Raw genomic sequence first — 21814 nt, 5'->3', positions numbered from 1 at the left:
CGGAGGGCGCTATGCGCGTCGCTGTTTATACTCACGGTTGGGCCCCATAGACGAATTCCGGCAACAACACCAAACAGCGACTGCATATGAATGATTCTGCCTCCGCATCGCGCGGCCCGATCGTCGAAACCCCGCGGTTGCGCCTCCGGCTCCATCGCCTGACCGACGTTGATGCCCGGTCGGCGCTCACCGCCGATCCGATCGCGATGCAATTTGTCGGGGGCCCGCAGGATCGCATGGAAAATTTTAATCGCATATTGCGGTATGCCGGCCATTGGGCGCTGCTGCATCATGGCCTGTTCCTGATCGAGGAACGCGCCAGCGGACAGGTGGCAGGCGAAGCCGGCCTGGGCAGGTTCCACCGCGGTTTAGGACCCGATTTCGACGATGATCCGGAAGCGGGGTGGCTGCTCGCGGCGCAGGCGGCGGGACAGGGTTACGCCACCGAAGCGATGCGCGCCGCCATCGCCTGGCACGAACAGACATTTGGGCCAACCCGGATGGTCTGCATCATCGACCCCAACAACCTGGCCTCCCTCCGCGTGGCCGGCAAGCTGGGCTTCGTCCCGTTTCGGGACGCCATGTTCAAAGGGCATGACGTTATATTACATGAAAGGCCGCCAGCCTCTCCCCAAAGGGAGTAAGCCGCGCTAGACCGCATCCATGCTGACGCTGCCCAACCTCCTCACCTTGTCGCGCATTGTCGCGATGCCGGTGATGGTGCTGTTATTGTGGCATCCACGGCCCTGGGATTATGCGGTTGCCTTCGGGCTCTATGTCCTCGTCGGAATAACCGATTATTTCGACGGCTATCTGGCGCGTGCGCAGGGCGCCGTATCCAAACTCGGCGTGTTCCTCGATCCGATCGCCGACAAGATCATGGTCGCGACGGTGATCGTCATGCTGCTGTTCACACGCGCCATCGACGGACCGGCCGTGGTCGCCGCGCTGATCATCCTGGTCCGCGAGATTGCGGTGTCCGGGCTGCGTGAATTTCTGGCGGAGCTGCGCGTCTCGATGCCGGTCAGCCAGCTCGCAAAGTGGAAAACGACCTTTCAGCTGATCTCGCTCGGGGCGTTGATCCTGGCGGGTGCCTTGCCCGCGCAGGCCTGGATCGCATGGGTGGGGCTGTTCTGTCTCTGGAGCGCGGCCGGGCTTACGGCGGTCACCGGCTGGGATTATCTCCGCGTCGGCCTGAAGCATATGGATTGATGTGAATATAGTCTATTTTGCATGGGTCCGCGAGCAGATCGGGCTGGACCAGGAACGGATCGATCCACCAGCGACGGTGGAGGATGTCAGCGGCCTGATTGCCTGGCTGGCCGGGCGCAGCGGCGGCTATGCAACCGCATTGGCCGATCCGACCCGGCTGCGCGCCGCCATCGATCAGCGGTTCGTGCCGCTGAATGCTCCGATCGCGGGCGCGACGGAGATTGCGCTCTTTCCCCCCGTCACCGGCGGATGAACAGCGTTCGCCTGCAGGCCGGACCGTTCGATGCAGGTGTCGAACTGGCACGCCTGGATGCGCTCGGTGGGGGCGGCGTGGCCAGCTTTACCGGCATCGTCCGCGGCGACGGCGGTCTGACGGAGCTGTATCTGGAACATCACCCGACCATGACCCTGCGGGTCATGGAGGAGCTTGCCGATTGGGCGAGCGAACGCTGGTCGCTGCTCGGGGTCACGGCCATCCACCGCCACGGCCCGTTACGCCCAGGCGAGGCGATCGTCTTCGTGGCGACGGCATCCCGGCATCGCGGTTCCGCCCTAGACGCCTGCGCTGCTTTGATCGACCGGTTGAAGACCGAGGCGCCGTTCTGGAAACGCGAACGATTTACCGACGGGCGGGCGCTATGGGTCGAACCACGGACCGCTGACGATGCCGCGGCGGCGCGCTGGTTGCGGGACGGTCGCTAAGTCTGTAGGGGGCATGCCTCATTTTTAGGCAGCATCTTATGGCCAGGCTCACCCCCATTGCGATCGGCAATGTCATCATCGAGACGCCGGTCATCCTGGCGCCGATGACGGGCGTCAGCGACCTGCCGTTTCGTCGGTTGGTGCGCTCTTACGGGTCTGGCCTCAACGTCACCGAGATGATCGCCAGTCAGGCGGCGATCCGGGAAACCCGCCAGTCGGTGCAAAAGGCGCTGTGGGATCCCAGCGAGGATCCCGTCTCGATGCAACTCGTCGGCTGCGAGCCGGAGCAGATGGGGGAAGCCGCCAAGCTAGCCGAGGACCGCGGTGCCGCCATCGTCGATATCAATATGGGCTGCCCCGTCCGCAAAGTCGTCAATGGCGACGCCGGATCGGCGCTGATGGCCAAGCCGCAGCTTGCGGCGCAATTGATCAAGGCGACCGTGAAGGCAGTCAAGGTGCCCGTGACGCTCAAGATGCGGATGGGCTGGGACAATCAGAGCCTGAACGCGCCGGAGCTCGCCCGCATCGCCGAGGATCTGGGTGTGAAGATGATCACCGTGCACGGCCGCACGCGTTGCCAGATGTACAAGGGCAATGCCGACTGGGCCTTCATCCGCCAGGTCAAGGACGCGGTGACTATTCCGGTGATTGCGAATGGCGACATTTGTTCGATCGAAGATGCCGATCAGGCGCTCGAACAATCCGGGGCGGACGGCATCATGATCGGGCGCGGTGCGTACGGACGGCCCTGGCTGCTGTCGCAAGTGATGCGCTGGCTGCAAACCGGCGAACGCCGCGCCGACCCTGGGCTGGACGAGCAATATCGGGCGATCGTCGCGCATTATCACGACATGCTCGAACTTTACGGGCATGAGGTGGGCGTGAACATGGCACGCAAACATATCGGCTGGTATACGAAGGGCCTGCCCGGCTCGGCCGAGTTCCGCAATCTGGTCAATCAGCAGCCCGAGGCGGCGACTGTGCTGCGGATGCTCTCCGAATTTTACGCGCCATGGACTATACGAGCGGCCGCCTAGCCCGCTTGCGGGCACGCGGCGACGCGCGGCCCGCACCGGCTGAGGCGCTATTGGCTGCTTTGCCGACGCCCATCCTTGTCGTGGATGAGGGCGGGGTCATACTCGACGCCAACGCGGCCGCCGAAACCCTGTTGAACCTGTCGCGCAGCGTGGTCATCGGCATGGGGATCGACGAGGCGACGGGACATCATCTGCGGACGATGCCGACCGATACGCCCTTTGTGGCCTATGATCTGGATATCGCGCTGCCGGGAAACCGGCATTTGCGCGGCGATCTGTTGGCGGCACCTTTGCCAGACTGGCCCGGCTGGCGGGTCGTGGCCCTTCATGCCTATCCAACCGCCGTGCCGATCGCGCGCCGTGCCGGCGGCAATTTGGCGGCGGCGGGCGCTGCTGCGCTGCTTGCGCATGAGATCAAGAACCCCCTTTCCGGTATTCGGGGGGCGGCGCAATTGCTCGACGCGAATGTCGATGCGGACTCCCGCGCGCTGACACGCCTGATCCGGGATGAGGTGGACCGGGTAACGGCTCTGCTGGACCGGATGGAGGGGTTCACCGATACCCGGCCGCTCAGCATCGGGCCGCAGAATATCCATGCCATTCTGGAACATGCGCGTGCGGTTGCGGCGCAGGGCTTTGGCAGCAACGTGATGTTCCGCGAGATCTATGACCCGTCCTTGCCGCCGGTGCTTGGGAATAAGGATTCGCTGATCCAGATCGTGATCAACCTTTTGAAGAATGCGGCCGAAGCGCTGGGGCAGAAGGGCGGGGTGGTCACGCTGACGACCGCCTATCGCCACGGCATGCGGATGGTGACGGATGGGGGCGACGGTCGGCGACAATTGCCGATCGAAGTCTGCGTGATCGACGATGGGCCAGGCGCGCCGCCTGAAATCGCGGAGCATCTGTTCGATCCGTTCGTCAGCTCCAAGCGCGATGGTCGGGGGCTGGGCCTAGCGCTCGTGGAAAAGCTGGTCGCCGATCAAGGCGGCATCGTCGAATATGCCCGGGAGGGCATGCCCGAACGCACCGTCTTCCGTCTGCTGCTGCAGCGCGCGCGGGGGAAATGAACATGGGCGGGCGTATCCTGGTTTGCGACGACGACGCCGCGATCCGCACCGTCGTGCGCGAAGCGCTGCGTCGCGCCGGTCACCAGGTGGAGACCGCGGCCAGCGCGAGCGATCTGCGCCGTGCCATTCGCAGCTTTCGTCCCCAGGTCTTGCTGACCGACGTGATCCTGCCGGATGGAAACGGCCTGGACCTCGTCCCCGAATTGCTGGCCGACAATCCGCACATGCCGATCATTGTGCTGTCGGCGCAGAATACCTTTACGACGGCGATGCGCGCGACCGAGCAAGGCGCTTTCGATTATCTTCCTAAGCCGTTCGATCTGGCCGAACTGGTCCAGGCGGTGGATGACGCCCTTGCGCGCGGCGCCGCCACCGGCGTCGAGGATGACACGCGCGCCGGCGAGGATCTGCCCCTGATCGGCCGTTCGCCGCCGATGCAGGAAGTCTATCGCACGGTGGCGCGCGTCGTATCGAACGATCTGACCGTGCTCGTGCTTGGCGAATCCGGTACGGGAAAGGAATTGGTCGCGCGGGCAGTCCACGATTTCGGGCCGCGCCGCAGCGCGCCCTTCGTGGCGGTGAATATGGCGGCGATCCCTCGCGAATTGATCGAGAGCGAGCTGTTCGGGCACGAGCGGGGCGCCTTTACCGGCGCGGCGCAGCGCACTGCCGGCCGTTTCGAGCAGGCCCAAGGCGGCACCCTGTTTCTGGACGAGATCGGCGACATGCCGATGGAGGCGCAGACCCGGCTCCTGCGCGTTCTCCAGTCCGGCGAATTCTCCCCCGTCGGCGGCGCGCGCGCGATCCGCGCCGATGTGCGGATCATCGCCGCAACGCATCAGGAATTACCGCGACTGATCGCGGACGGGCAGTTTCGCGAAGATCTATATTATCGACTGAACGTGGTGCCGATCCGGCTACCGCCACTCAGAGAGCGCGGCGCCGACGTCGGCGATCTGGCCCGCCATTTCCTGGATCGGGCGGCTGCCGACGGATTGCCGCGCAAACATCTGGATCCCGGTGCGCTGGCCCGGCTGGAGCAGCATGTGTGGCCCGGCAATGTGCGCGAGCTCGAAAATCTGATGCGTCGGCTCGCCGCGCTCACGCGCGATGCGGTCATCGGTTCGACCTTGATCGAACAGCAACTCGGCATTCAATCGCCGCAGCCGCTGCTGCAGGACGCTGTGGGCGCCGGCCTCGACGATGTGATCGAACAGCATCTAGCACGTCACTTCGCCAGCTACGGATCGGCGCTTCCGCCCGACGGCCTCTATGATCGCGTGCTGGCGGAGATTGAGCGCCCGCTATTGCGGCAGACGCTGGCGGCGGTGCGGGGCAATCAGCTAAAGGCCGCAAGGCTGCTGGGCATCAATCGCAACACGCTGCGCAAGAAGCTGACCGACCTTGGCGTCGGCCCGACCGTGCGACGAAGCGAATAATCTCTGGCTACCGCATCCCACCGCAGATGTGTTCCTTCCGCCACATGTTTGTGGTAGCCCGGACACGATGAAGCCGTCCTTGCCAGGGTCGCTATTGCCCTCGCCGCGTTGGCGGCGACGCCTTGCGTTGCTCATCAAGGTGAGGGGCGTGGCGGTTCTGGGCGAACCGCTGACGATCGCCGCGATCTTCGCGATCGCCGCGTTGACCTATGTCATATTGTCGAAGGGCTCGACGGGAAATCCATTAAGCCCGCTCGTCGTGGCCGCTTTGCTGGTCGGGAATCTCGTCCCGTGGATGGCGCTGCTGGTATTGTTCGCGCGGCGGCTCGCGCGCGGCCGCTCGGAAAAGTCGCCTTTGGGCGGTCGTGGCGGCCTTCACGCACGATTAGTCGCCTTATTCTCCGTACTCGCGGCGGTCCCGACATTGCTGGTCGTCATTTTCGCGTCGCTGCTGTTTCAGTTCAACATGCAATTCTGGTTTTCGGACCGTGTTCGCGTCGTGTTGCTGAATGCGGATCGGGTCGCACAGACCTATGTTACCGAACACAAGAATGATCTGGCTGCCGCCAACGTGGCGATGGTCAACGACTATCTGCACGCGCTGGCGACCGCTTCTCCCGACGACCCGCGGTGGAACTCCTTTTTTGCCAGCCAGATCTTTTATCGATCGCTGGAGCAGGGTGCGCTGATCCAGGTAGGCGAGGATGGTGTCGAACGGCTGATTGCGTTGGCCAATCTTGACCAGCGCCCGGTGGAAGCGCGGTTGCCGCCAGCCTTGATCCCGCAGCTGGCCGACGGCAAGCCGCACGTGCGCGTCCTGTCGGATCATATGGAATCGGTGATGCGGATGGACGCCGCATCGCGGACCTATTTGTGGATCCAGCGGAATGCGGAGCCGACCGTGCTGGCGCAGGCCGGACGCGCCAACGCCGCTCTGGGGAGCTACAACGCGATCGTAGCGCAGGCCGCCAGACTGCAAATCCGCTTCAACGTCGCCTTGTTCGTCGTTTCGCTGTTGATCGTGGGGTTCGCAATCTGGGTGGCCCTTACGGTCGCCGACCGGCTGGTACGGCCGATTGGCGAACTGGTCGGAGCCGCGCGGCGCGTGGCGGGCGGAGACCTTGCTGCGCGCGTGCCGGCGCCCAATAAATTCGATGAGGTCGGCCGTCTCGCGGCAGCGTTCAATCGGATGACCCGGCGACTGCAGGAGCAGACCGGCGCGCTCGAAAGCCGTCGCGCGCTGACGGAAGCCGTGCTGGCGGGCGTGTCGGCCGGTGTCATCTTCGTCGATCGCGATCGGGACGTGACCGTGATCAATCTATCGGCGCAAGCATTGCTGCGGACCGGGGACAGAAGCGCGGTCGGACGACAGCTGGAGGATCTTGCGCCGGAACTGGCCAAGATGCTGGATTCGGGCGAGCGGCAGTCGGTGGTGCAGCTCAACAGCGACGGCGATGTGCGGACGCTGGCGGTAACCGTCGTCGGCGCGGGTAACGGCCAGGTGCTGACCTTTGACGACATCACCCAGCAATTGGCGGATCAACGCCATGCCGCATGGTCCGACGTCGCACGGCGTATCGCGCATGAGATCAAGAATCCGCTCACCCCGATTCAACTGGCGGCAGAGCGGCTGCAGCGCCGTTACGGCAAGGAAGTGCAAAGCGACCCCAGCACATTCGAGCGGCTGGTGTCGACGATCGTCCGGCAGGTGAGCGACATCCGCCGGATGATCGACGAATTCTCGTCCTTCGCGCGCATGCCCAAGCCGCATTTCCGACGGGAAAACCTGCTGGATATGGCCCGGCAGGCCTTGTTCCTGCACGAAGTCGCCCATCCGGCGATCCGCTTCAGCCTGGACGCACCGGACCAGGTCAAGGTGGTTTGCGACCGTCGTCAGATCGGCCAGGCGCTGACCAACATCGTCAAGAATGCGTGCGAAGCGGTTGAGGCCCGGTTGGGCGAGGGCCAGGGCGGCGCGATCGCGATGGTCATCCGCGAAGATAATGGCCGGTTGGTGCTGGAAGTCGCCGACGATGGCGTGGGCCTGCCGGCCGAACGCGATCGGTTGACCGAGCCCTATGTCACTACGCGGGTGAAAGGCACCGGCCTTGGCCTCGCGATCGTGCGCCGTATCGTCGAAGAGCATTTCGGCACGATCACGTTCGCCGACCGGCCGGGTGGGGGCACAATCGTCCACCTGGATTTCGATCTCAATGCGCTCGATGCGATTGCCGACGAAGATAGCCCTGAGGAACGAGTTTCTGAGCTCGCCGATATGAGGAGCCTGTAAGAATGCCGCTCGATATTCTGGTTGTGGACGACGAGGCTGACATTCGTGAGCTCGTGTCCGGCGTGCTCGAGGACGAGGGCTATCGTCCGCGCAGCGCAAGCGATGCCGACAGCACGTTGGCTGCACTGGCCGAGCGACGGCCCAGTCTGGTTCTGCTGGACGTCTGGTTGCAGGGATCCCGCCTCGACGGGCTTCAGCTTCTGAGCGAGATCAAGCGCCGCGATCCGACCTTGCCGGTCATCGTCTTTTCCGGCCACGGCAATATCGACACGGCCGTGGCGGCCGTGCGGCAGGGCGCGGTCGATTTCATCGAGAAGCCGTTCGAAAGTGCGCGGCTGCTCCATCTGGTCGCGCGGGCGACGGAAACCGATCAGCTGCGGCGCGAGAATGCGACCTTGCGCGCGCAGATCGGACAGGAAGATGAGCTGACCGGGACATCTCAGGCGATCAACCATGTCCGTGCCACGCTGAAGAGGGTCGCGGGCACGGGCAGCCGCGTGCTGATCGTGGGACCCGCCGGTGCCGGCAAGGAGGTGGCGGCGCGGCTGCTGCACAATTGGTCGCCGCGGCAACGGGCGCCTTTCATCGTCGTATCGGCGGCACGCATGACGCCCGACCGGGTCGAGGAGGAATTGTTCGGCGTCGAGGAAGGCGGCGAGCTGATCCGGACCGGCATGTTGGAGCAAGCCCATGGCGGAACGCTGTTTCTGGACGAGATTGCCGACATGCCGATGTCGGCCCAGGCCAAGATCCTGCGCGTGCTGACCGACCAGAGCTTTTCGCGTGTCGGCGGGACGCGCACGGTCAAGGTGGATGTGCGCGTCGTCTCTGCCAGCGCGCGCGACCTGACGGCCGAGATCAGCGCGGGCCGCTTCCGCGAGGATCTGTATTACCGCTTGAACGTGGTTCCGGTCGTGCTGCCGCCGCTGGAACAACGGCGCGAAGATGTCCCGACGCTCGCGCTACATTTCGCCGCGCGTTATGCCGCGGAGCGCCGTGTGGCGACGCCGGAATTGAGTGCGGAGGCCGCCGCGGCGCTGCAGGCGTATGACTGGCCGGGCAATGTCCGCCAGTTGCGCAATGTGATCGAACGCACGATCATTCTGGCGCCGGGCGATCGGATCGGGCGGATCGATGCGGATATGCTGCCGCCCGAGCTGTTGTCCGGTCAGGCGGAAATCGTTCCTGGCAATGCCGGCCGCTCGATCATGGGGACGCCGCTGCGCGAGGCACGCGAGACGTTTGAGCGGGAATATCTGCGCGTGCAGATCCGGCGCTTCTCCGGCAATATCAGTCGCACCGCGACGTTCATCGGCATGGAACGCTCCGCCCTGCATCGTAAACTGAAGAGCCTCGGCCTCGCCGATCCGCGCGGCGAGGAGGAGTAAAGGGCGGCGGCTTATCGCCGTCTTCCCGAACTTGCGGTGCAATCGATTGGCACGTCCGTCTTGTGCTGCGGCGCAACAAGGCCTATTTTCTATCGTCCGCATCGTGCGGGCGCACACGACGCCGTGAACGGCGCCAGTGCGGGCCATGACCCGCCAACATGAAAGAAGGCCAGTCAAGATGGCAGACAAGGTCAACAATCTTCAGGACATCTTCCTGAACACGCTGCGCAAATCGAAGACGCCGGTGACGATGTTCCTGGTGAAGGGCGTGAAGCTCCAGGGGATCATCACCTGGTTCGACAATTTCTCTGTGCTGCTGCGCCGGGACGGCCAGAGCCAGCTTATCTACAAGCATGCCATCTCGACGGTGATGCCGGCGCACCCGCTGGATCTCGCTGAGGCCGATAAGGCGTTCGAGGACAAGAAGTCGCCGCTGCTGCAGGAAATCTTCCTCGCCGCCGTTCGCAAGTCGGGCGAGCCGGTGACGATGTTCCTGGTCAATGGCGTGATGCTGCAGGGTGAGATCGCCGCTTATGATCTGTTCTGCATGATGCTGCGTCGCGATGGGATGAGCCAGCTCGTCTACAAGCATGCCATATCGACCGTGCAGCCGCTGCGCCCGCTCAACCTGATGAACGGCGAAGAAGGCGAAGAAGAGGAATGAGCGAGGGGTGAAAGCCCCCCGCCGAATACCTATTTCTTGGTCATGAGTGGATTCACCAGGGAAGAAGCGGACGAAGTCCGTCATGGCGCGCGCGCGATCATCGCGATGCCGGAGATCAACAGCGGATTGCGCGATACGGACGCGCGGCTGGAGGAAGCCGCCGGGCTCGCCGTGGCGATCGGGCTGGAGGTGGTCGACCGGCTGCCCTTTCGCGTGCGTCAGCCCAAGCCCGCAACCTTGTTCGGTTCGGGGCAGGTCGAGCAGATCGCCACAGCGGCGCGGATGCACGATGCCGAACTGATCGTCGTCGACGCGGCGCTGACGCCCGTGCAGCAGCAGAATCTGGAGAAAGCCTGCCAGGCCAAGGTTATCGACCGGACGGGGCTGATCCTGGAGATATTCGGCGAGCGCGCCGCCACGGCCGAGGGCCGGCTGCAGGTGGAACTGGCGCATCTCGACTATCAGGCGGGCCGGCTGGTCCGGTCCTGGACCCACCTTGAGCGTCAGCGCGGCGGCTTCGGCTTTCTCGGCGGCCCGGGTGAAACGCAGATCGAGGCCGACCGTCGCCTGATCCGCGACCGCATGGCCAAGATCCGGCGCGAGCTGGAGCAGGTCCGCAAGACGCGCGGGCTGCATCGTGCACGGCGCGAACGCGCACCGTGGCCGGTGGTGGCGCTGGTCGGCTATACCAACGCCGGCAAATCAACGCTGTTCAACCGCCTGACCGGTGCCGACGTGATGGCGGAAAATCTGCTGTTCGCGACGCTCGATCCGACCATGCGGCAGGTGTCGCTGCCCGGTATCGACAAGGTCATCCTGTCCGACACGGTGGGGTTCGTCTCCGATCTGCCCACGCAGCTGGTGGCGGCGTTCCGGGCAACGCTCGAAGAAGTCACCGCGGCCGATCTGATCCTCCATGTCCGTGACATTTCCCATCCGGACACGGAAGCGCAGCGTGCGGACGTGCTGAAGGTGCTGACCGAGATCGGGATCGGACCCGAGACAGGCGAGGGCGCGCCGATCGTCGAGGTGTGGAACAAGCTGGATGCGCTGGATCCCGAAGCGCATGATCGGGTTCTGGCGGAGGCCGCACGCGATGACGATGTCATCCCCGTGTCCGCGCTGACGGGCGAAGGTGTGGACGATCTGCGCCGTCAGGTCGCCGAACAGCTGCTCGCCGGCGCGCTGGTGCATAATATCGTGCTGGGCGCCGGGGACGGGGGGGCGATTGCCTGGCTGCATCAGCATGGCGAGGTACTCGACCAGGCGATGGAGGGCGAAACGATGACGATGGACGTGCGGCTCTCGCCGGATGAATGGAGCCGCTTCCAGTCGCGGGTTTGATGCGTCACAAATAGGTCACATCGCTTGCCTAGCCGGGTCCGCTCGTAACAGGGGCTTTGCGTACGTCACACGAACCGCTTCCGCTCTTTCCGCCGCTGTTCGGACCTGGCCTGGTCTGGACGTGCTGGCAGGATATGGACGGCGTGGTGCTGGACGATACGGCGCCGCCGGACGAAGTCGCATTTCGCTGGTTGCATCTGGATCTGTGGGATCAGCGGAGCGCGCGCTGGATTGCGGAGCATTCGGGTCTGCCGACGGACGTCCAGGCACTTTTCCTGTCGCCCGACGATCAACCCCGCGCGCTGGGTCAGCAGGGCGCGCTGGGATTGACGCTCCCTGATTTCGAACGCGAGTTCGACCGCGAAGAAACCGAACGCATCGGTGCCTTGCGGGTCGCATTGCGGCCGGGCCTGGTGCTCACCGGGCGCTATCATCCGCTGCATACCCCCGATATTTTTCGCCATCGCGCGGCGCAGGCCGAGACGCTGGATGCGCCCGCGGCGCTGGAACTGATCCTCAACAGTCTGGCCGATACGCTTGCGCTGCGCACGGGGGCGGCGCTGTCGGCGCTGCTGGCATTGGAGGACAAGCTGCTGGCGGATCAGGATACACCCGACACGCGCGCACTCGTGTCCTTGCGCCGGCTGACCGCGCGCCTGTTCCGGATGGCGAGCGGGATGCATACGACCTTGATCCGGGCGGTCGACGATCCGTCGATCGGCCGCGCTTATGCCGATGTGCTGGCACGGACCGAACGTCGGCTGCAGCCGATCGAGCGCGACGTAGTGGCAGCCCAGGGTCAATTGCGGCTGTTGCGCGAGGAACTGGATTTGCAGGCGGGGCAGCGCACCAATGAGAATGTCTATCTGCTGTCGGTGATCACCGCGCTGATCATGCCGGCGACGCTGGTCACCGGATTCTTCGGGATGAATACGGGCAATATGCCGCTGGAACATGGTGGCGGCGGCACCATCATGGCGGCGATCCTGGCGATCGGATCGTCGCTGGCGACATGGTTGTTGCTGCGAAGGATGGGGCTTATCCGGCGATAGGGCGCGCACGGGTGCGCAGGAATCGTGGACGCGCGTCATCGCGGCTTGGCGCTGAAGCTTGGTGACCGGCACGGTTCCGCCTCCTCATCGGTGCGGGGAGGCTGCGCGTCGGCCGTGGGCATCGAAACCCTGGACGCCGCCCGCAAGCCTTCCATTGCGCGGTGTCCGGCCCATGTGGCTGCGGTCTTTGGGCGGGTGGCATTCCTGCCCCTGGAGGATCGATCCTCCAGCATCGCGCCGCCTAGCCACGTACACGATGCCGTCCGGAGCCGCGGTATTTGGCGGGGGTTACCCCTGAACGTCGTCCGCATAGCCCCGGTACACGACGCCGACATCACCCGATGGCGTAAGCCATAGGGCGAGATCTTTACTCTTTGGGCGGAGTTACTGGCTCATGCAGCCGAGGAGCTTCGCGCCGGTCATTCTCCACCCCTCCGGGTGAAGACAAGCTTTGGTTCGCGACCCTGCAGATGTCGCGAACGGTGCGGGGTGTACCTTGTTTGTTCTCATCTGTCAAGGTTGCGCTTGTGGGCATGATGGACCCTGAAACAAGTTCAGGGTGACGAGAAAAAGATAAGCTTCCGCGGCGCCGATCCTGTGAGGCTTGTCAGCCCGCTTGCCTCTTCACCGCCTGCCACAGGGCTTCCATCTGATCGAGCGTCAGGCCGGGCAGGCCGGCGCCGGCCTCGTCCTCCATCGCGCGAAAACGGCGTTCGAACTTGGTGGTAGCCTGATGGAGCGCCGCCTCCGGATCGATGCCGAACTTCCGCGCGAGATTTACAATCGCGAACAGCAGGTCGCCGATTTCGTCCGTCCGCTCCGCATGCGTGACGGCAGCGTCCACTTCCGCCAGCTCCTCGATCACCTTGGCCCGGGCGCCGTCGGCGTCGTCCCAGTCAAAGCCGATCGCGGCGGCGCGATGCGAGATCGCATCGGCACGGGCGAGGGCGGGCAGGCTAAGCTCGACGCCGTCGAGCGCGCTCACCGGGGGAGGGCGGCCGCCGCGCGGGCGCGCGCTTCGATGCTGGCAGGATCGGGATCGCCCGCCGGCACCAGCCAGCTACCGCCCACGCAGAGGACCGAGTCCACCGCGAGCCAATCCGGCGCAGTATCGACGGTGATGCCGCCGGTCGGACAGAAACGGCATTGATAGAAGGGCGCAGCAAGCGCCTTCAAAGCCTTGATTCCACCGGATGTTTCGGCCGGGAAGAATTTGAAATGATCGAGCCCGAGATCGAGGCCGCGCATGATGTCGGCGGCGGTGGCGATGCCCGGAAGGAAGGGGATGCCCCGATCGATCGCGGCCTTGGCCAGCGGCTTGGTGAGGCCGGGACTGACGATGAACTTGGCGCCGGCATCGATCGCCGCATCCAGCTGCTTCTCGTTTAAGACGGTGCCCGCGCCAACGAAGGCACCTTCGCACTTCGACATTTCGCGAATGACGTCGAGCGCGGCCTCGGTCCGCATCGTCACTTCCAGTACGGGCAAGCCGCCCTTCACCAACGCCTGCGCGATCGGCAGACCGTGCGCCACGTCGTGGACTACCAGCACCGGAATGACGGGCGCCATCCGCATAACCTTGTCGATCTTCACGCGTCGATTTCCTTATCTTCGATATTCTTGTCGAGCGAGATGCCGTCGCCGAGCAGGCCCTCGCCCAAATCCTCGCACATCGCCGCCAGTAACGCCGAGCCGCCTTGTTCGGCGGGACTGGCGCCGTGGCGCATGAAGGCGAACAATTCGCGGCCGGTGCCGATATGGGGGCGCGGGGTCATGGCCTGATCGCGGGCCAACCAGTCTGCCGCCGGTACGAGCGCGTTCAGCGTGCCATCGTCGGCCGAGAGCCGGACAACATCGCCATCGCGCAACTTGCCGATCGGCCCGCCGCCAAGCGCTTCGGGCGAAAGATGGATCGCGGCGGGCACCTTGCCGCTGGCGCCGGACATGCGGCCATCGGTGACGAGCGCCACCTTGAAGCCCTTGTCCTGCAGCGAACCGAGGGCGGGGGTGAGCTTGTGGAGTTCGGGCATGCCGTTGGCGCGCGGCCCCTGGAAGCGCACCACCACTATCACGTCGCGGTGCAGTTCGCCGCGCTTATAGGCCGCCAGCACATCGTCCTGATCGTGGAAGATGCGGGCCGGGGCCTCGATCGTCCAGCGCACCGGATCGACCGCACTGGTCTTGAACGTGGCACGGCCGAGATTGCCCTGCACAAGGCGCATGCCGCCATCGGGCTGGAATGGCGCTGAGGCGGCGCGCAGCATGCTCTCGTCGCGCGATTGCGTGACGGGGGTCCAGATCAGCTCATCCCCTTCCCGTTTGCGGGAGGGGGCATCCGCCTCAGACATGGCGTCGACGGTCCGGGTATCCGTTGCTCCCGCGGGCGGGAGGGAAGAAGAAAGCGCCGGCTCGCTTGCATAAGCGCGCATGCCGCCGGTCCAGACGGTCAGGATATCGTCGTGCAACAGTCCGGCGTCGATCAGTGTCGAGACGACGAAGGCGATGCCGCCGGCCTGGTGGAAGTGGTTCACGTCGCCCGAGCCATTGGGATAGACGCGCGCGACCAGCGGCACCGCCGCCGACAGGGCGTCCAGATCTTCCCAGTCGAAGATGATCCCGGCCGCCCGCGCCATGGCGGGCAGGTGGATCGCATGGTTGGTCGAGCCGCCGGTCGCAAGCAGGCCGACTGCGGCGTTGACGATCGCTTTCTCGTCGACGCAGCGGCCAAGCGGGCGGTAATCATTGCCGTCCCAGCCGATCGCGGCGAGCCGATGGACGGCGGCACGGGTGAGTTCCTGCCGCAATTTGGTGCCGGGATTGACGAAGGCGGCGCCGGGCACGTGCAGGCCCATCACCTCCATCATCATCTGATTGGAGTTGGCCGTGCCGTAAAAGGTGCAGGTGCCGGCCGAATGATAAGAAGCGCTTTCGCTCTCCAGCAGCTGTGCCTCGTCGGCCTTGCCCTCCGCATATAGCTGGCGGACGCGCTGCTTTTCCTTGTTGGACAGGCCGGTCGGCATCGGGCCACCGGGGATCAGGATCGTGGGCAAATGGCCGAAACGGAGTGCCCCGATCAGCAGCCCGGGCACGATCTTGTCGCAAATGCCGAGCAGCGCCGCGCCTTCGAACATGCCATGCGAAAGGCCGACGGCGGTCGACAGCGCGATCACGTCGCGGCTGAACAGCGACAGCTCCATGCCCGGCTGACCCTGCGTCACGCCGTCGCACATCGCCGGCACGCCGCCGGCAACCTGTGCGGTCGCGCCGGTCTCGCGCGCGAAAATCTTCATCTGCTCGGGGTAGCGGCCGTAGGGCTGATGCGCCGACAGCATGTCGTTATAGCTGGTGACGATGCCGATGTTCATCGCGCGCCGGGCGATGATCGCGCTTTTATCTTCACCGGCGGCGGCAAAGCCATGCGCGAAATTGCCGCAGGACAGGTTCGGCCGATCGACGCCATGCTCCCGCTCCCGCTCGATGAGCCTGAGATAGGCGCGGCGCGAGGCCGCGGATCGCGCGATCACCCGGTCGGTGACGGCGGCTATTCGACTGTCGATCGCCATGTGCGTCAAATCGCGGTGTCGCGCACTTTTTGCAACGTCAAAGCGCCTTTCTACGACGAAAGATTTCGAGGCGGCGGTGGGGTGATGTCGCCTGTTTCATCGCGGCGTTGTTTTCGGGATGGGATTCCGCGATGAACGTCGCGGAGCCCAGTTCCTTTCAGCGAGATTCCCGGATCATCTGGAGATCGGACATGCGTCTTCCGCGACCTCTCCTCATTCTTGCTGCCGCCTGCGGATCGGTTCCGGCCGCTGCACAGGATGTCGGCCCGGCGCTCGACCCTGGCGCAATGACCGGTTGGGCCGGTGGTGCGGCGGCGCAATATAGGCTGCGACACGGCGGCACCCGCCGCACACCGCCCATGAGTGCCAAGGAAGCCAGCGCGCGTGCGAAATGCGCGCGTCGCTACACAGTCGCTTCCAACCTCGGCATGAAGCATCCGACGACCCAGCGTTTGTTCAAGCTCTGCCGGGCGGCCCGCTATTATTGAATCCGGCGGCGGTTCGCTTGCCACTGGCGCAGCAACATGCTCCGTTCGCTGCATGAAGCCGATCCTTGCGCCGCTCGCCTTTGCTCTTGTCGCCGCCGCGCCTCCGCCCGAACCCGATCGCTCGATCGCGCAGACCGAGGCAGCACTGGCGGCCGGGCGAACGACGTCTGCGGCGCTGGTACGGCATTATCTGCGGCGCATTGCCCAGATCGACAAGGCCGGGCCGCGCCTCAATGCGGTGCTGGCGATCAACCCCCAGGCGGCGGCCGATGCCGCCCGGTCCGATGCGCTGCGTCGCGCGGGCCGGGCACGTGGGCCGCTGGAGGGCATTCCGGTCCTGCTCAAGGACAATATCGACAGTCTCGATCCCTTGCCGACCACCGCCGGCTCGCAGGCGCTCGCCAACAATCTGACACATCGCGATGCACCATTGGTTGCGCGGTTGCGCGCCGCGGGTGCGATCATTCTGGGCAAGACCAACTTGTCCGAATGGGCGAATATGCGGTCACCCCATTCGACCAGCGGCTGGAGCGGGGTGGGCGGCTTGACCCGCAATCCTTACATCCTGGATCGATCCGCGTGCGGTTCGTCGTCGGGAACGGGCGCCGCGATCGCGGCTGGCCTAGCGGTGGCGGGGATCGGAACCGAAACGGACGGCTCGATCACATGTCCTGCATCCGTCAACGGGCTGGTCGGCCTGAAGCCCACGGTCGGCCTTGTATCGCGCACCCACGTCGTTCCGATTTCCCACAGCCAGGACACGGCCGGTCCGATGGCGACCAGTGTGGCGGACGCGGCCATTCTTCTGACGGTGCTAGCGGGCTCCGATCCCGCCGACCCCGCGACCCTGCAAGCCGATGCGCGCCGGCAGGATTATCGCACCGCGCTGCGGCCGGGCGCACTACGCGGGGCGAGGATCGGCATATTGCGGTTCGCGGTCGGGGACGAGCCTGGCACGGCGGCCTTGTTCGAACGCGCCCTGGACGATCTGCGCGCAGCCGGCGCGACGCTGGTTGAGGTCAAGGAGCCCGCCAATCACCAGAAGATGGGCCAGTATGAGCAAAGCATCCTGATCACGGAGCTGAAGCAAGACCTGAACGCCTATCTCGCTTCAACCCCATCCGATGTCGTCGTGCGGGACATGACAGGGCTGATCGCCTTCAATCGCGCGCATGCGAGCACAGAACTCGCATGGTTCGGCCAGGAATATTTCGAGCAGGCGGAAGCGAGCAAGGGCTATGGCGATGCCGGCTACCGGAGGGCAATGGCCGAGGCGCGCCGGCTCGCTGGCCCGGACGGGATCGACGACATGCTGGCGGACGATCATCTGGATGCGCTGGTGGCGCCGACGGGCGGCCCAAGCTGGCGGAGCGATCTTGTAGCCGGGGATCATTTCGTCGGCGGTGGCGCGGGAAGCTATGCCGCAATCACCGGCTATCCGCATCTGACGGTCCCCATGGGGCAGGTTCACGGACTGCCGGTGGGATTGTCGTTTCTCGGCGCCAAATGGTCGGAAGCGCGGCTGATCGCGCTCGGCTATTCGTACGAGCAAGTGACCCATAAACGGCAAGTACCGCAGTTCCTTGCGGGCCCCGAACAAGCGCGCTGAAAATGTTTAGAGTATGATGACTTTACCCTGATCCGTTCGTGCCGAGTAGCGACCGAGTTGCCCGCAGGGCGTATCGAGGGCGCGTATCGAGGCATTGGTGGGTATCTCTCGATACGCGCTCTCGACAAGCTCGATCGCTACTCGAGACGAACGGACCCCATCAAAGTCATCACGCTCTAACGGCGAGAGCGGGCTTATCGCGGATAATCGCGCCACAACCATTCCAGGGCGGCCGGCAGCGTTTGCGCGATGACGTTGCCGTCGACATGGACGGCGTCCCTGGCGACGACATAGTGATAGTCATAGCCTTTTGCTTTCAGCGCGGCCGCCATCCGGTCGTTCGCCATCGGCCAATTATGGAAGGTGGAGGCAGGATCCTGCCAATGCAGGTCCTTCTCGCCCACCTCCATCCAGATGCGGATCGGTTTGCGCGCCGTCTCCGGGATCAGGCGCGCATGATAATCCCACGCGCCTTCGGGCGTGGCCGGATCGACCGGTGATGCCTGGTTCACGAATGTGCCGGAGTAGGACAGTATCTTGCGGTACCATTCGGGGTGGAACCACGCCATGGTGAAGGCGGCCGCCGCGCCCGAGCTGCCGCCCATCGCGGCCCGCCCTTCGGGATTGCGGGTGAAGCGAATAGCGTAGAGGTGCGCGGCGCGGGGCAGAACCTCTTGCTCGACGAACTCGGCGTAGCGGCCGGACAGCGTGTCATATTCCAGGCCGCGCTGCGAACCCTGCGCGTCACCGCCGCCCGACTGGATCATCACCGCAACCATCATCGGCACACGTTTCTGCGCGATCAGGCTGTCGAGCGCGGCGGCCATGCGGGCCGCATAGTCGCGACCATCCTGCACCACGATGAAGGGCACTTCGCGACCCTTGCGATAGCCGGCGGGGATATAGACGAACACGTCGCGGCGATACGGGGCAGGTTCGGATTGCTGGGCAAAGGGGGCCGCGATGCGGTTCCCATAAGCATCGCGCCGACGTGTCGCTTCCGTGTCGCGCTGGCGGACGCCAGGATATATCCGGCTTTCCGACGATGTCATGATGAAGCTGTGCAGGCTGCCGCGCGGAGCGTCCGCGCGCGCCACCATCTCCGGAGCATCGCGATAGGGCGGGGCGATATGCTCCTGCGCGGGAATAGCGGCCTGGACCGCGCCCGCCGCCAGAAGTGCAATCCCGATCGGCCATGTTCGCACGAGACGTCTTCTCCTTCGGCGCGTTCGTCAGGAAATAAGCGGCGTGGCGCGGGGCGGCCAGCGAATGTCGCGCCGCGCCGTCATCAGTCTTTTGCGCCGAGGGCGTGCCGCGTCAGGATATAGCCGATTGCCGCGGCCGGGATTGCGGCGAGGGCGGCAAGCGCGGTCATGAACAGCGAGGTCAGACCCTCGCTCGTGCGCAGATGGCCGTCCAACCCATTTTCCGCCGGGAAGAACGCTCTCGCGGCCAAGCCGAGGGCAACGAGGAGGGGGCCTGCCAGAACGGCGCCGGTGACGAACCGGCGCGACGGCCAGGACGGATAGCGCAAGCGGATCAGCGCGATCAGGCCGGAAAGGAGGATCAGGTAGATCAGCAGCGCGCCTGCAATCGCGATCAAATCGATCATCGTCCCTTGCTCCCGCCCGCGCCGAACAAGCATGGCTTCAGGGAAAGCGGGCATGCGCATCGAGCCTGACCGAAGATACTGACGATGACAATGGCTGGACCGCACGCATCGCCGTGGCGCGCGGCACAGGCTTGGGCCGATCGTTAGAAGATAGGGCGATCAGTCATCGGCTTCGTCCGCTTTGCTGTCCGTCTGTGTTTCATCGCGGCTACGCGGTGACGGGCCCAGCAGGTTTCGCACGATTCCATAGCCCAGCAGCCCGCAAATCAGCATGATGACGATGTCGGTCAGCCTCATGCGCGGTCATTGCCTTCCACCTCGCGGAAGCGGCCAAGCAGCAGCCTCGTTCTGGATCGGAGGCCTGCAAACACCGCCACTGCGCCCAGCGCGAACAGCTTGTAAAATGCGGTGCCGAACGTGAGCAGCCCCCCGAAAAGGGTCGCGAGCAGCCCGGTTTTTGCCGCGATCGCCGCCGCGCCGCCCGCTACCAGCGCGCCAATCCCATATTCGGCCATTCTGACGTCCGACGTTCGCTGCACATAATGTTTGCCGGGCAGATAGCTGAACCCCGCCATCGCTTGTCGATATTGCGGCAGGTCATCCCGGAAATGGGCCGGATCCGACACCAGGATCGCCTTCATCACGCCGTCGCGGCCCAGGATACGACTGGTATAATTGACGATCTCGGCGCCGCTTTCCGTATGCATCACGGTGGCCCACTCCAAATTCTGGGAGGTCGGCTGATAATGCGGCTTGATCAGCCAGCGATCCGTATAGAGCCCGCCTTCACCGGCGGTCTTGCGATTTTGGTTGTCGCCGCCCTCATTCGCCTTGATCTGTTGGTACATCGTCTCCGGATCGATCGCTCTCCCCTCCGGAATGTAGCCGGCCGGATCGAACGTCAGGATCGCGAACCAGCCCGAGCCCTCCGGCGCAATCGTATAATTGTCAGCGCTCGGCTGATTGCCGTTCAGCGCGAGAAACCGGTTGGTGTTTTCAGGACCAAGATAGCGCACGCCCTTGGCGATCCGGATCTGCGCCTGATCGCCGAGCTTCACCGTGGCGGGTCCATGGACCCATCCGAGGGCATCGACCTTGCTGCTGTGCAAAGCAGGGAGAGACAACCCGCCAGAGGCATGCGCCTGCAGCCCCGGCAAGCTGATTGTGACCGCGAGCAGCGCCCCCCATCGGCTTAGTTTCATATTCAGTTACCCCCGATACGGACTAATATCGCCCCGTTTCGGATATTTCAAAACGAAAAAAGTCGTAACTGTCAGAGAGGGTTGCGCTTAATTTATTCTATTCCGCGCCCGAACAACCGCGTCAGGCGCACCGAAAAAGCGCGGCTTCACTCACCGCGGCGCTTGGAAGCGCCGATTACGTTGCGCACGATGCCATAGCCGACCGCGGCACAGACCAGCATGATGGCAAGATCGGCGAGCGTCATGCGGAAGGGTCTTGCGGACCGTCGGCACGGCGCCGGAACAGCCCGGTCAACTTCGAACGCAAGGCAGCGCCGAGTGCGACTACGCCCACCAGCAACGGCTTGATGAACGCCAGCAGGAGCTTGAGGAGGCCCGCGAACAGGCCGGTCTTGGCGACCGCCGCCGCGGCACCGCCGGCCACCAGCGCGCCCAGGCCATATTCCGCCAGCTTGTCGCCCGATTTGTGCGCTTCATACCGTTTGTCGGGGAGATAGCCGAACCCCGCGAGCGCTACCCGATATTGCGAAAGATCGGCGGGGAAGGCCTTGGGGTCGGACACGAGGATCGCCTTCATCACCCCCTCGCGGCCGAGAATCCGGCTGGTATAATTGATGATCTGATCGCCGCTGTCGGTGTGCATCACCGTGCCCCACTCCAGGTTGTGCGACGCCGTTTCATAATGGGGCGGGGAGAGCCAGCGATCGACATAGAGGCCACTTTCGCCGATCGCCTTGCGCTGCTCGTTACTGGGGCCTTCGTCAGCCTTGATCTGCTTGAACAGCGCGTCGGGATCGACCTTATCCTTGTCGCTGACATAGCCCATCGGCTGGAATTCGAGGATCGAGAACCAGCTGATCGACTCTGGCGCGATCGTATACTCATTGTCGTCGGGAGGGTTGCCGTTCAGCGTCAGAAATGTCTTCGTGTCGTCGGGGCTAAGGTAGCGCAGGCCCTTGGGGAGGCGGATCGTGGCCTGGTCGCCGATCGGTACGGTGGCCGGCCCATGCACCCAATGCAGTGCATTGACCTGCTGCAGCATCTCTTCGGCCGACGACGGCGCGCCGGTTGGCGTTTGCGCACCGGCCACGGACGTGAAGAACGCGGCCAGCACGGCCGCAGACGCCAATTTCATGAAAGTC

At 64.6% G+C, this 21814-nt stretch carries 22 protein-coding genes; 14 read left to right on the top strand and 8 right to left on the bottom strand.

Annotated elements, in window-relative coordinates; all coding sequences use genetic code 11:
* Positions 1-86 precede the first annotated feature (86 nt).
* From ACSBM8_RS10665 to ACSBM8_RS10610, 12 genes are all read left to right on the top strand, one after another.
* On the top strand, positions 87-644 hold the full coding sequence (locus tag ACSBM8_RS10665; protein WP_442678010.1) for a GNAT family N-acetyltransferase: 558 nt from the start codon (positions 87-89) through the stop codon (positions 642-644).
* A gap of 19 nt (positions 645-663) precedes the next feature.
* Positions 664-1212: a CDP-diacylglycerol--glycerol-3-phosphate 3-phosphatidyltransferase gene (gene pgsA, locus ACSBM8_RS10660; RefSeq protein ID WP_442678009.1), complete on the top strand. Its 549-nt coding sequence runs from the start codon at positions 664-666 to the stop codon at positions 1210-1212.
* Positions 1208-1465, top strand: a complete 258-nt coding sequence (gene moaD / locus ACSBM8_RS10655) for a molybdopterin converting factor subunit 1 (protein ID WP_442681558.1) — start codon at positions 1208-1210, stop codon at positions 1463-1465. Before pgsA ends, moaD begins: the two co-directional genes overlap by 5 nt.
* Complete coding sequence (locus ACSBM8_RS10650) at positions 1462-1914, top strand: molybdenum cofactor biosynthesis protein MoaE (RefSeq protein WP_442678008.1); 453 nt, start codon at positions 1462-1464, stop codon at positions 1912-1914. Before moaD ends, ACSBM8_RS10650 begins: the two co-directional genes overlap by 4 nt.
* A gap of 38 nt (positions 1915-1952) precedes the next feature.
* Positions 1953-2951 (top strand): tRNA dihydrouridine synthase DusB, encoded by a 999-nt coding sequence (dusB, locus tag ACSBM8_RS10645; protein ID WP_442678007.1) that lies wholly within the window; start codon positions 1953-1955, stop codon positions 2949-2951.
* Positions 2927-4021 carry a two-component system sensor histidine kinase NtrB gene (locus ACSBM8_RS10640; RefSeq protein WP_442678006.1) on the top strand — a complete coding sequence of 365 codons (1095 nt, stop codon included), beginning with the start codon at positions 2927-2929 and terminating at the stop codon, positions 4019-4021. The genes dusB and ACSBM8_RS10640 overlap by 25 nt, the downstream gene beginning before the upstream one ends.
* Positions 4018-5460, top strand: coding sequence for a nitrogen regulation protein NR(I) (gene ntrC / locus ACSBM8_RS10635; protein ID WP_442678005.1), 1443 nt, complete (start codon positions 4018-4020; stop codon positions 5458-5460). Before ACSBM8_RS10640 ends, ntrC begins: the two co-directional genes overlap by 4 nt.
* Positions 5461-5608: 148 nt before the next feature.
* Complete coding sequence (locus ACSBM8_RS10630) at positions 5609-7750, top strand: ATP-binding protein (protein ID WP_442678004.1); 2142 nt, start codon at positions 5609-5611, stop codon at positions 7748-7750.
* A gap of 2 nt (positions 7751-7752) precedes the next feature.
* Entirely contained in the window at positions 7753-9138 is a 1386-nt protein-coding gene (ntrX, locus tag ACSBM8_RS10625; RefSeq protein ID WP_442678003.1) for a nitrogen assimilation response regulator NtrX, read from the top strand.
* A gap of 178 nt (positions 9139-9316) precedes the next feature.
* Positions 9317-9802 (top strand): RNA chaperone Hfq, encoded by a 486-nt coding sequence (gene hfq / locus ACSBM8_RS10620; protein WP_442678002.1) that lies wholly within the window; start codon positions 9317-9319, stop codon positions 9800-9802.
* Positions 9803-9844: 42 nt separating this feature from the next.
* On the top strand, positions 9845-11146 hold the full coding sequence (gene hflX, locus ACSBM8_RS10615; RefSeq protein ID WP_442678001.1) for a GTPase HflX: 1302 nt from the start codon (positions 9845-9847) through the stop codon (positions 11144-11146).
* A gap of 56 nt (positions 11147-11202) precedes the next feature.
* Positions 11203-12198 (top strand): CorA family divalent cation transporter, encoded by a 996-nt coding sequence (locus tag ACSBM8_RS10610; protein ID WP_442678000.1) that lies wholly within the window; start codon positions 11203-11205, stop codon positions 12196-12198.
* Positions 12199-12805: 607 nt separating this feature from the next.
* Here the strand turns inward: ACSBM8_RS10610 and ACSBM8_RS10605 are convergent.
* The 3 genes from ACSBM8_RS10605 to ACSBM8_RS10595 are packed head-to-tail and all read right to left on the bottom strand — an operon-like array spanning position 12806 to position 15761.
* Positions 12806-13183: a MazG nucleotide pyrophosphohydrolase domain-containing protein gene (locus tag ACSBM8_RS10605; RefSeq protein WP_442677999.1), complete on the bottom strand. Its 378-nt coding sequence runs from the start codon at positions 13181-13183 to the stop codon at positions 12806-12808.
* Positions 13180-13773, bottom strand: coding sequence for a bifunctional 4-hydroxy-2-oxoglutarate aldolase/2-dehydro-3-deoxy-phosphogluconate aldolase (gene eda, locus ACSBM8_RS10600; RefSeq protein WP_442681557.1), 594 nt, complete (start codon positions 13771-13773; stop codon positions 13180-13182). Before eda ends, ACSBM8_RS10605 begins: the two co-directional genes overlap by 4 nt.
* 14 nt (positions 13774-13787) lie before the next feature.
* Positions 13788-15761, bottom strand: a complete 1974-nt coding sequence (locus tag ACSBM8_RS10595; protein ID WP_442677998.1) for a dihydroxy-acid dehydratase domain-containing protein — start codon at positions 15759-15761, stop codon at positions 13788-13790.
* 191 nt (positions 15762-15952) lie between these two features.
* Here ACSBM8_RS10595 and ACSBM8_RS10590 point away from each other — a divergent pair, with 191 nt between their 5' ends.
* Together ACSBM8_RS10590 and ACSBM8_RS10585 are read left to right on the top strand one after the other, a co-directional pair.
* Positions 15953-16249 carry a hypothetical protein gene (locus ACSBM8_RS10590; protein ID WP_442677997.1) on the top strand — a complete coding sequence of 99 codons (297 nt, stop codon included), beginning with the start codon at positions 15953-15955 and terminating at the stop codon, positions 16247-16249.
* Between the two features lie 52 nt (positions 16250-16301).
* Positions 16302-17858, top strand: a complete 1557-nt coding sequence (locus ACSBM8_RS10585) for an amidase (protein ID WP_442677996.1) — start codon at positions 16302-16304, stop codon at positions 17856-17858.
* A gap of 194 nt (positions 17859-18052) precedes the next feature.
* Here ACSBM8_RS10585 and ACSBM8_RS10580 read toward each other — a convergent pair whose 3' ends face one another.
* The 5 genes from ACSBM8_RS10580 to ACSBM8_RS10560 all read right to left on the bottom strand — a co-directional run bounded on the left by ACSBM8_RS10580 (position 18053) and on the right by ACSBM8_RS10560 (position 21807).
* Positions 18053-19063 carry an alpha/beta hydrolase gene (locus tag ACSBM8_RS10580; protein WP_442677995.1) on the bottom strand — a complete coding sequence of 337 codons (1011 nt, stop codon included), beginning with the start codon at positions 19061-19063 and terminating at the stop codon, positions 18053-18055.
* Positions 19064-19146: 83 nt separating this feature from the next.
* Positions 19147-19470 (bottom strand): hypothetical protein, encoded by a 324-nt coding sequence (locus ACSBM8_RS10575; RefSeq protein WP_442677994.1) that lies wholly within the window; start codon positions 19468-19470, stop codon positions 19147-19149.
* Positions 19471-19629: 159 nt separating this feature from the next.
* Positions 19630-19767 carry a hypothetical protein gene (locus tag ACSBM8_RS10570; protein ID WP_442677993.1) on the bottom strand — a complete coding sequence of 46 codons (138 nt, stop codon included), beginning with the start codon at positions 19765-19767 and terminating at the stop codon, positions 19630-19632.
* Positions 19764-20672 (bottom strand): DUF2167 domain-containing protein, encoded by a 909-nt coding sequence (locus ACSBM8_RS10565; RefSeq protein WP_442677992.1) that lies wholly within the window; start codon positions 20670-20672, stop codon positions 19764-19766. The genes ACSBM8_RS10570 and ACSBM8_RS10565 overlap by 4 nt, the downstream gene beginning before the upstream one ends.
* 241 nt (positions 20673-20913) lie before the next feature.
* Positions 20914-21807 carry a DUF2167 domain-containing protein gene (locus tag ACSBM8_RS10560; protein WP_442677991.1) on the bottom strand — a complete coding sequence of 298 codons (894 nt, stop codon included), beginning with the start codon at positions 21805-21807 and terminating at the stop codon, positions 20914-20916.
* Positions 21808-21814 lie beyond the last annotated feature (7 nt).

The sequence above is a fragment of the Sphingomonas sp. ASY06-1R genome (assembly GCF_052180265.1).
Taxonomy (GTDB): domain Bacteria; phylum Pseudomonadota; class Alphaproteobacteria; order Sphingomonadales; family Sphingomonadaceae; genus Sphingomonas_I.
This window is presented reverse-complemented; position numbering and strand designations above follow the sequence as displayed.

Coding starts and splice junctions, on each gene's coding strand:
- ACSBM8_RS10665 (WP_442678010.1), top strand. CDS start 87: ATGAATGATTCTGCCTCCGCATCGCGCGGCCCGATCGTCGAAACCCCG.
- pgsA (WP_442678009.1), top strand. CDS start 664: ATGCTGACGCTGCCCAACCTCCTCACCTTGTCGCGCATTGTCGCGATG.
- ACSBM8_RS10650 (WP_442678008.1), top strand. CDS start 1,462: ATGAACAGCGTTCGCCTGCAGGCCGGACCGTTCGATGCAGGTGTCGAA.
- dusB (WP_442678007.1), top strand. CDS start 1,953: ATGGCCAGGCTCACCCCCATTGCGATCGGCAATGTCATCATCGAGACG.
- ACSBM8_RS10640 (WP_442678006.1), top strand. CDS start 2,927: ATGGACTATACGAGCGGCCGCCTAGCCCGCTTGCGGGCACGCGGCGAC.
- ntrC (WP_442678005.1), top strand. CDS start 4,018: ATGAACATGGGCGGGCGTATCCTGGTTTGCGACGACGACGCCGCGATC.
- ntrX (WP_442678003.1), top strand. CDS start 7,753: ATGCCGCTCGATATTCTGGTTGTGGACGACGAGGCTGACATTCGTGAG.
- hfq (WP_442678002.1), top strand. CDS start 9,317: ATGGCAGACAAGGTCAACAATCTTCAGGACATCTTCCTGAACACGCTG.
- hflX (WP_442678001.1), top strand. CDS start 9,845: ATGAGTGGATTCACCAGGGAAGAAGCGGACGAAGTCCGTCATGGCGCG.
- eda (WP_442681557.1), bottom strand. CDS start 13,773: ATGCGGATGGCGCCCGTCATTCCGGTGCTGGTAGTCCACGACGTGGCG.
- ACSBM8_RS10595 (WP_442677998.1), bottom strand. CDS start 15,761: ATGGCGATCGACAGTCGAATAGCCGCCGTCACCGACCGGGTGATCGCG.
- ACSBM8_RS10590 (WP_442677997.1), top strand. CDS start 15,953: ATGCGTCTTCCGCGACCTCTCCTCATTCTTGCTGCCGCCTGCGGATCG.
- ACSBM8_RS10585 (WP_442677996.1), top strand. CDS start 16,302: ATGAAGCCGATCCTTGCGCCGCTCGCCTTTGCTCTTGTCGCCGCCGCG.
- ACSBM8_RS10575 (WP_442677994.1), bottom strand. CDS start 19,470: ATGATCGATTTGATCGCGATTGCAGGCGCGCTGCTGATCTACCTGATC.
- ACSBM8_RS10570 (WP_442677993.1), bottom strand. CDS start 19,767: ATGAGGCTGACCGACATCGTCATCATGCTGATTTGCGGGCTGCTGGGC.
- ACSBM8_RS10565 (WP_442677992.1), bottom strand. CDS start 20,672: ATGAAACTAAGCCGATGGGGGGCGCTGCTCGCGGTCACAATCAGCTTG.
- ACSBM8_RS10560 (WP_442677991.1), bottom strand. CDS start 21,807: ATGAAATTGGCGTCTGCGGCCGTGCTGGCCGCGTTCTTCACGTCCGTG.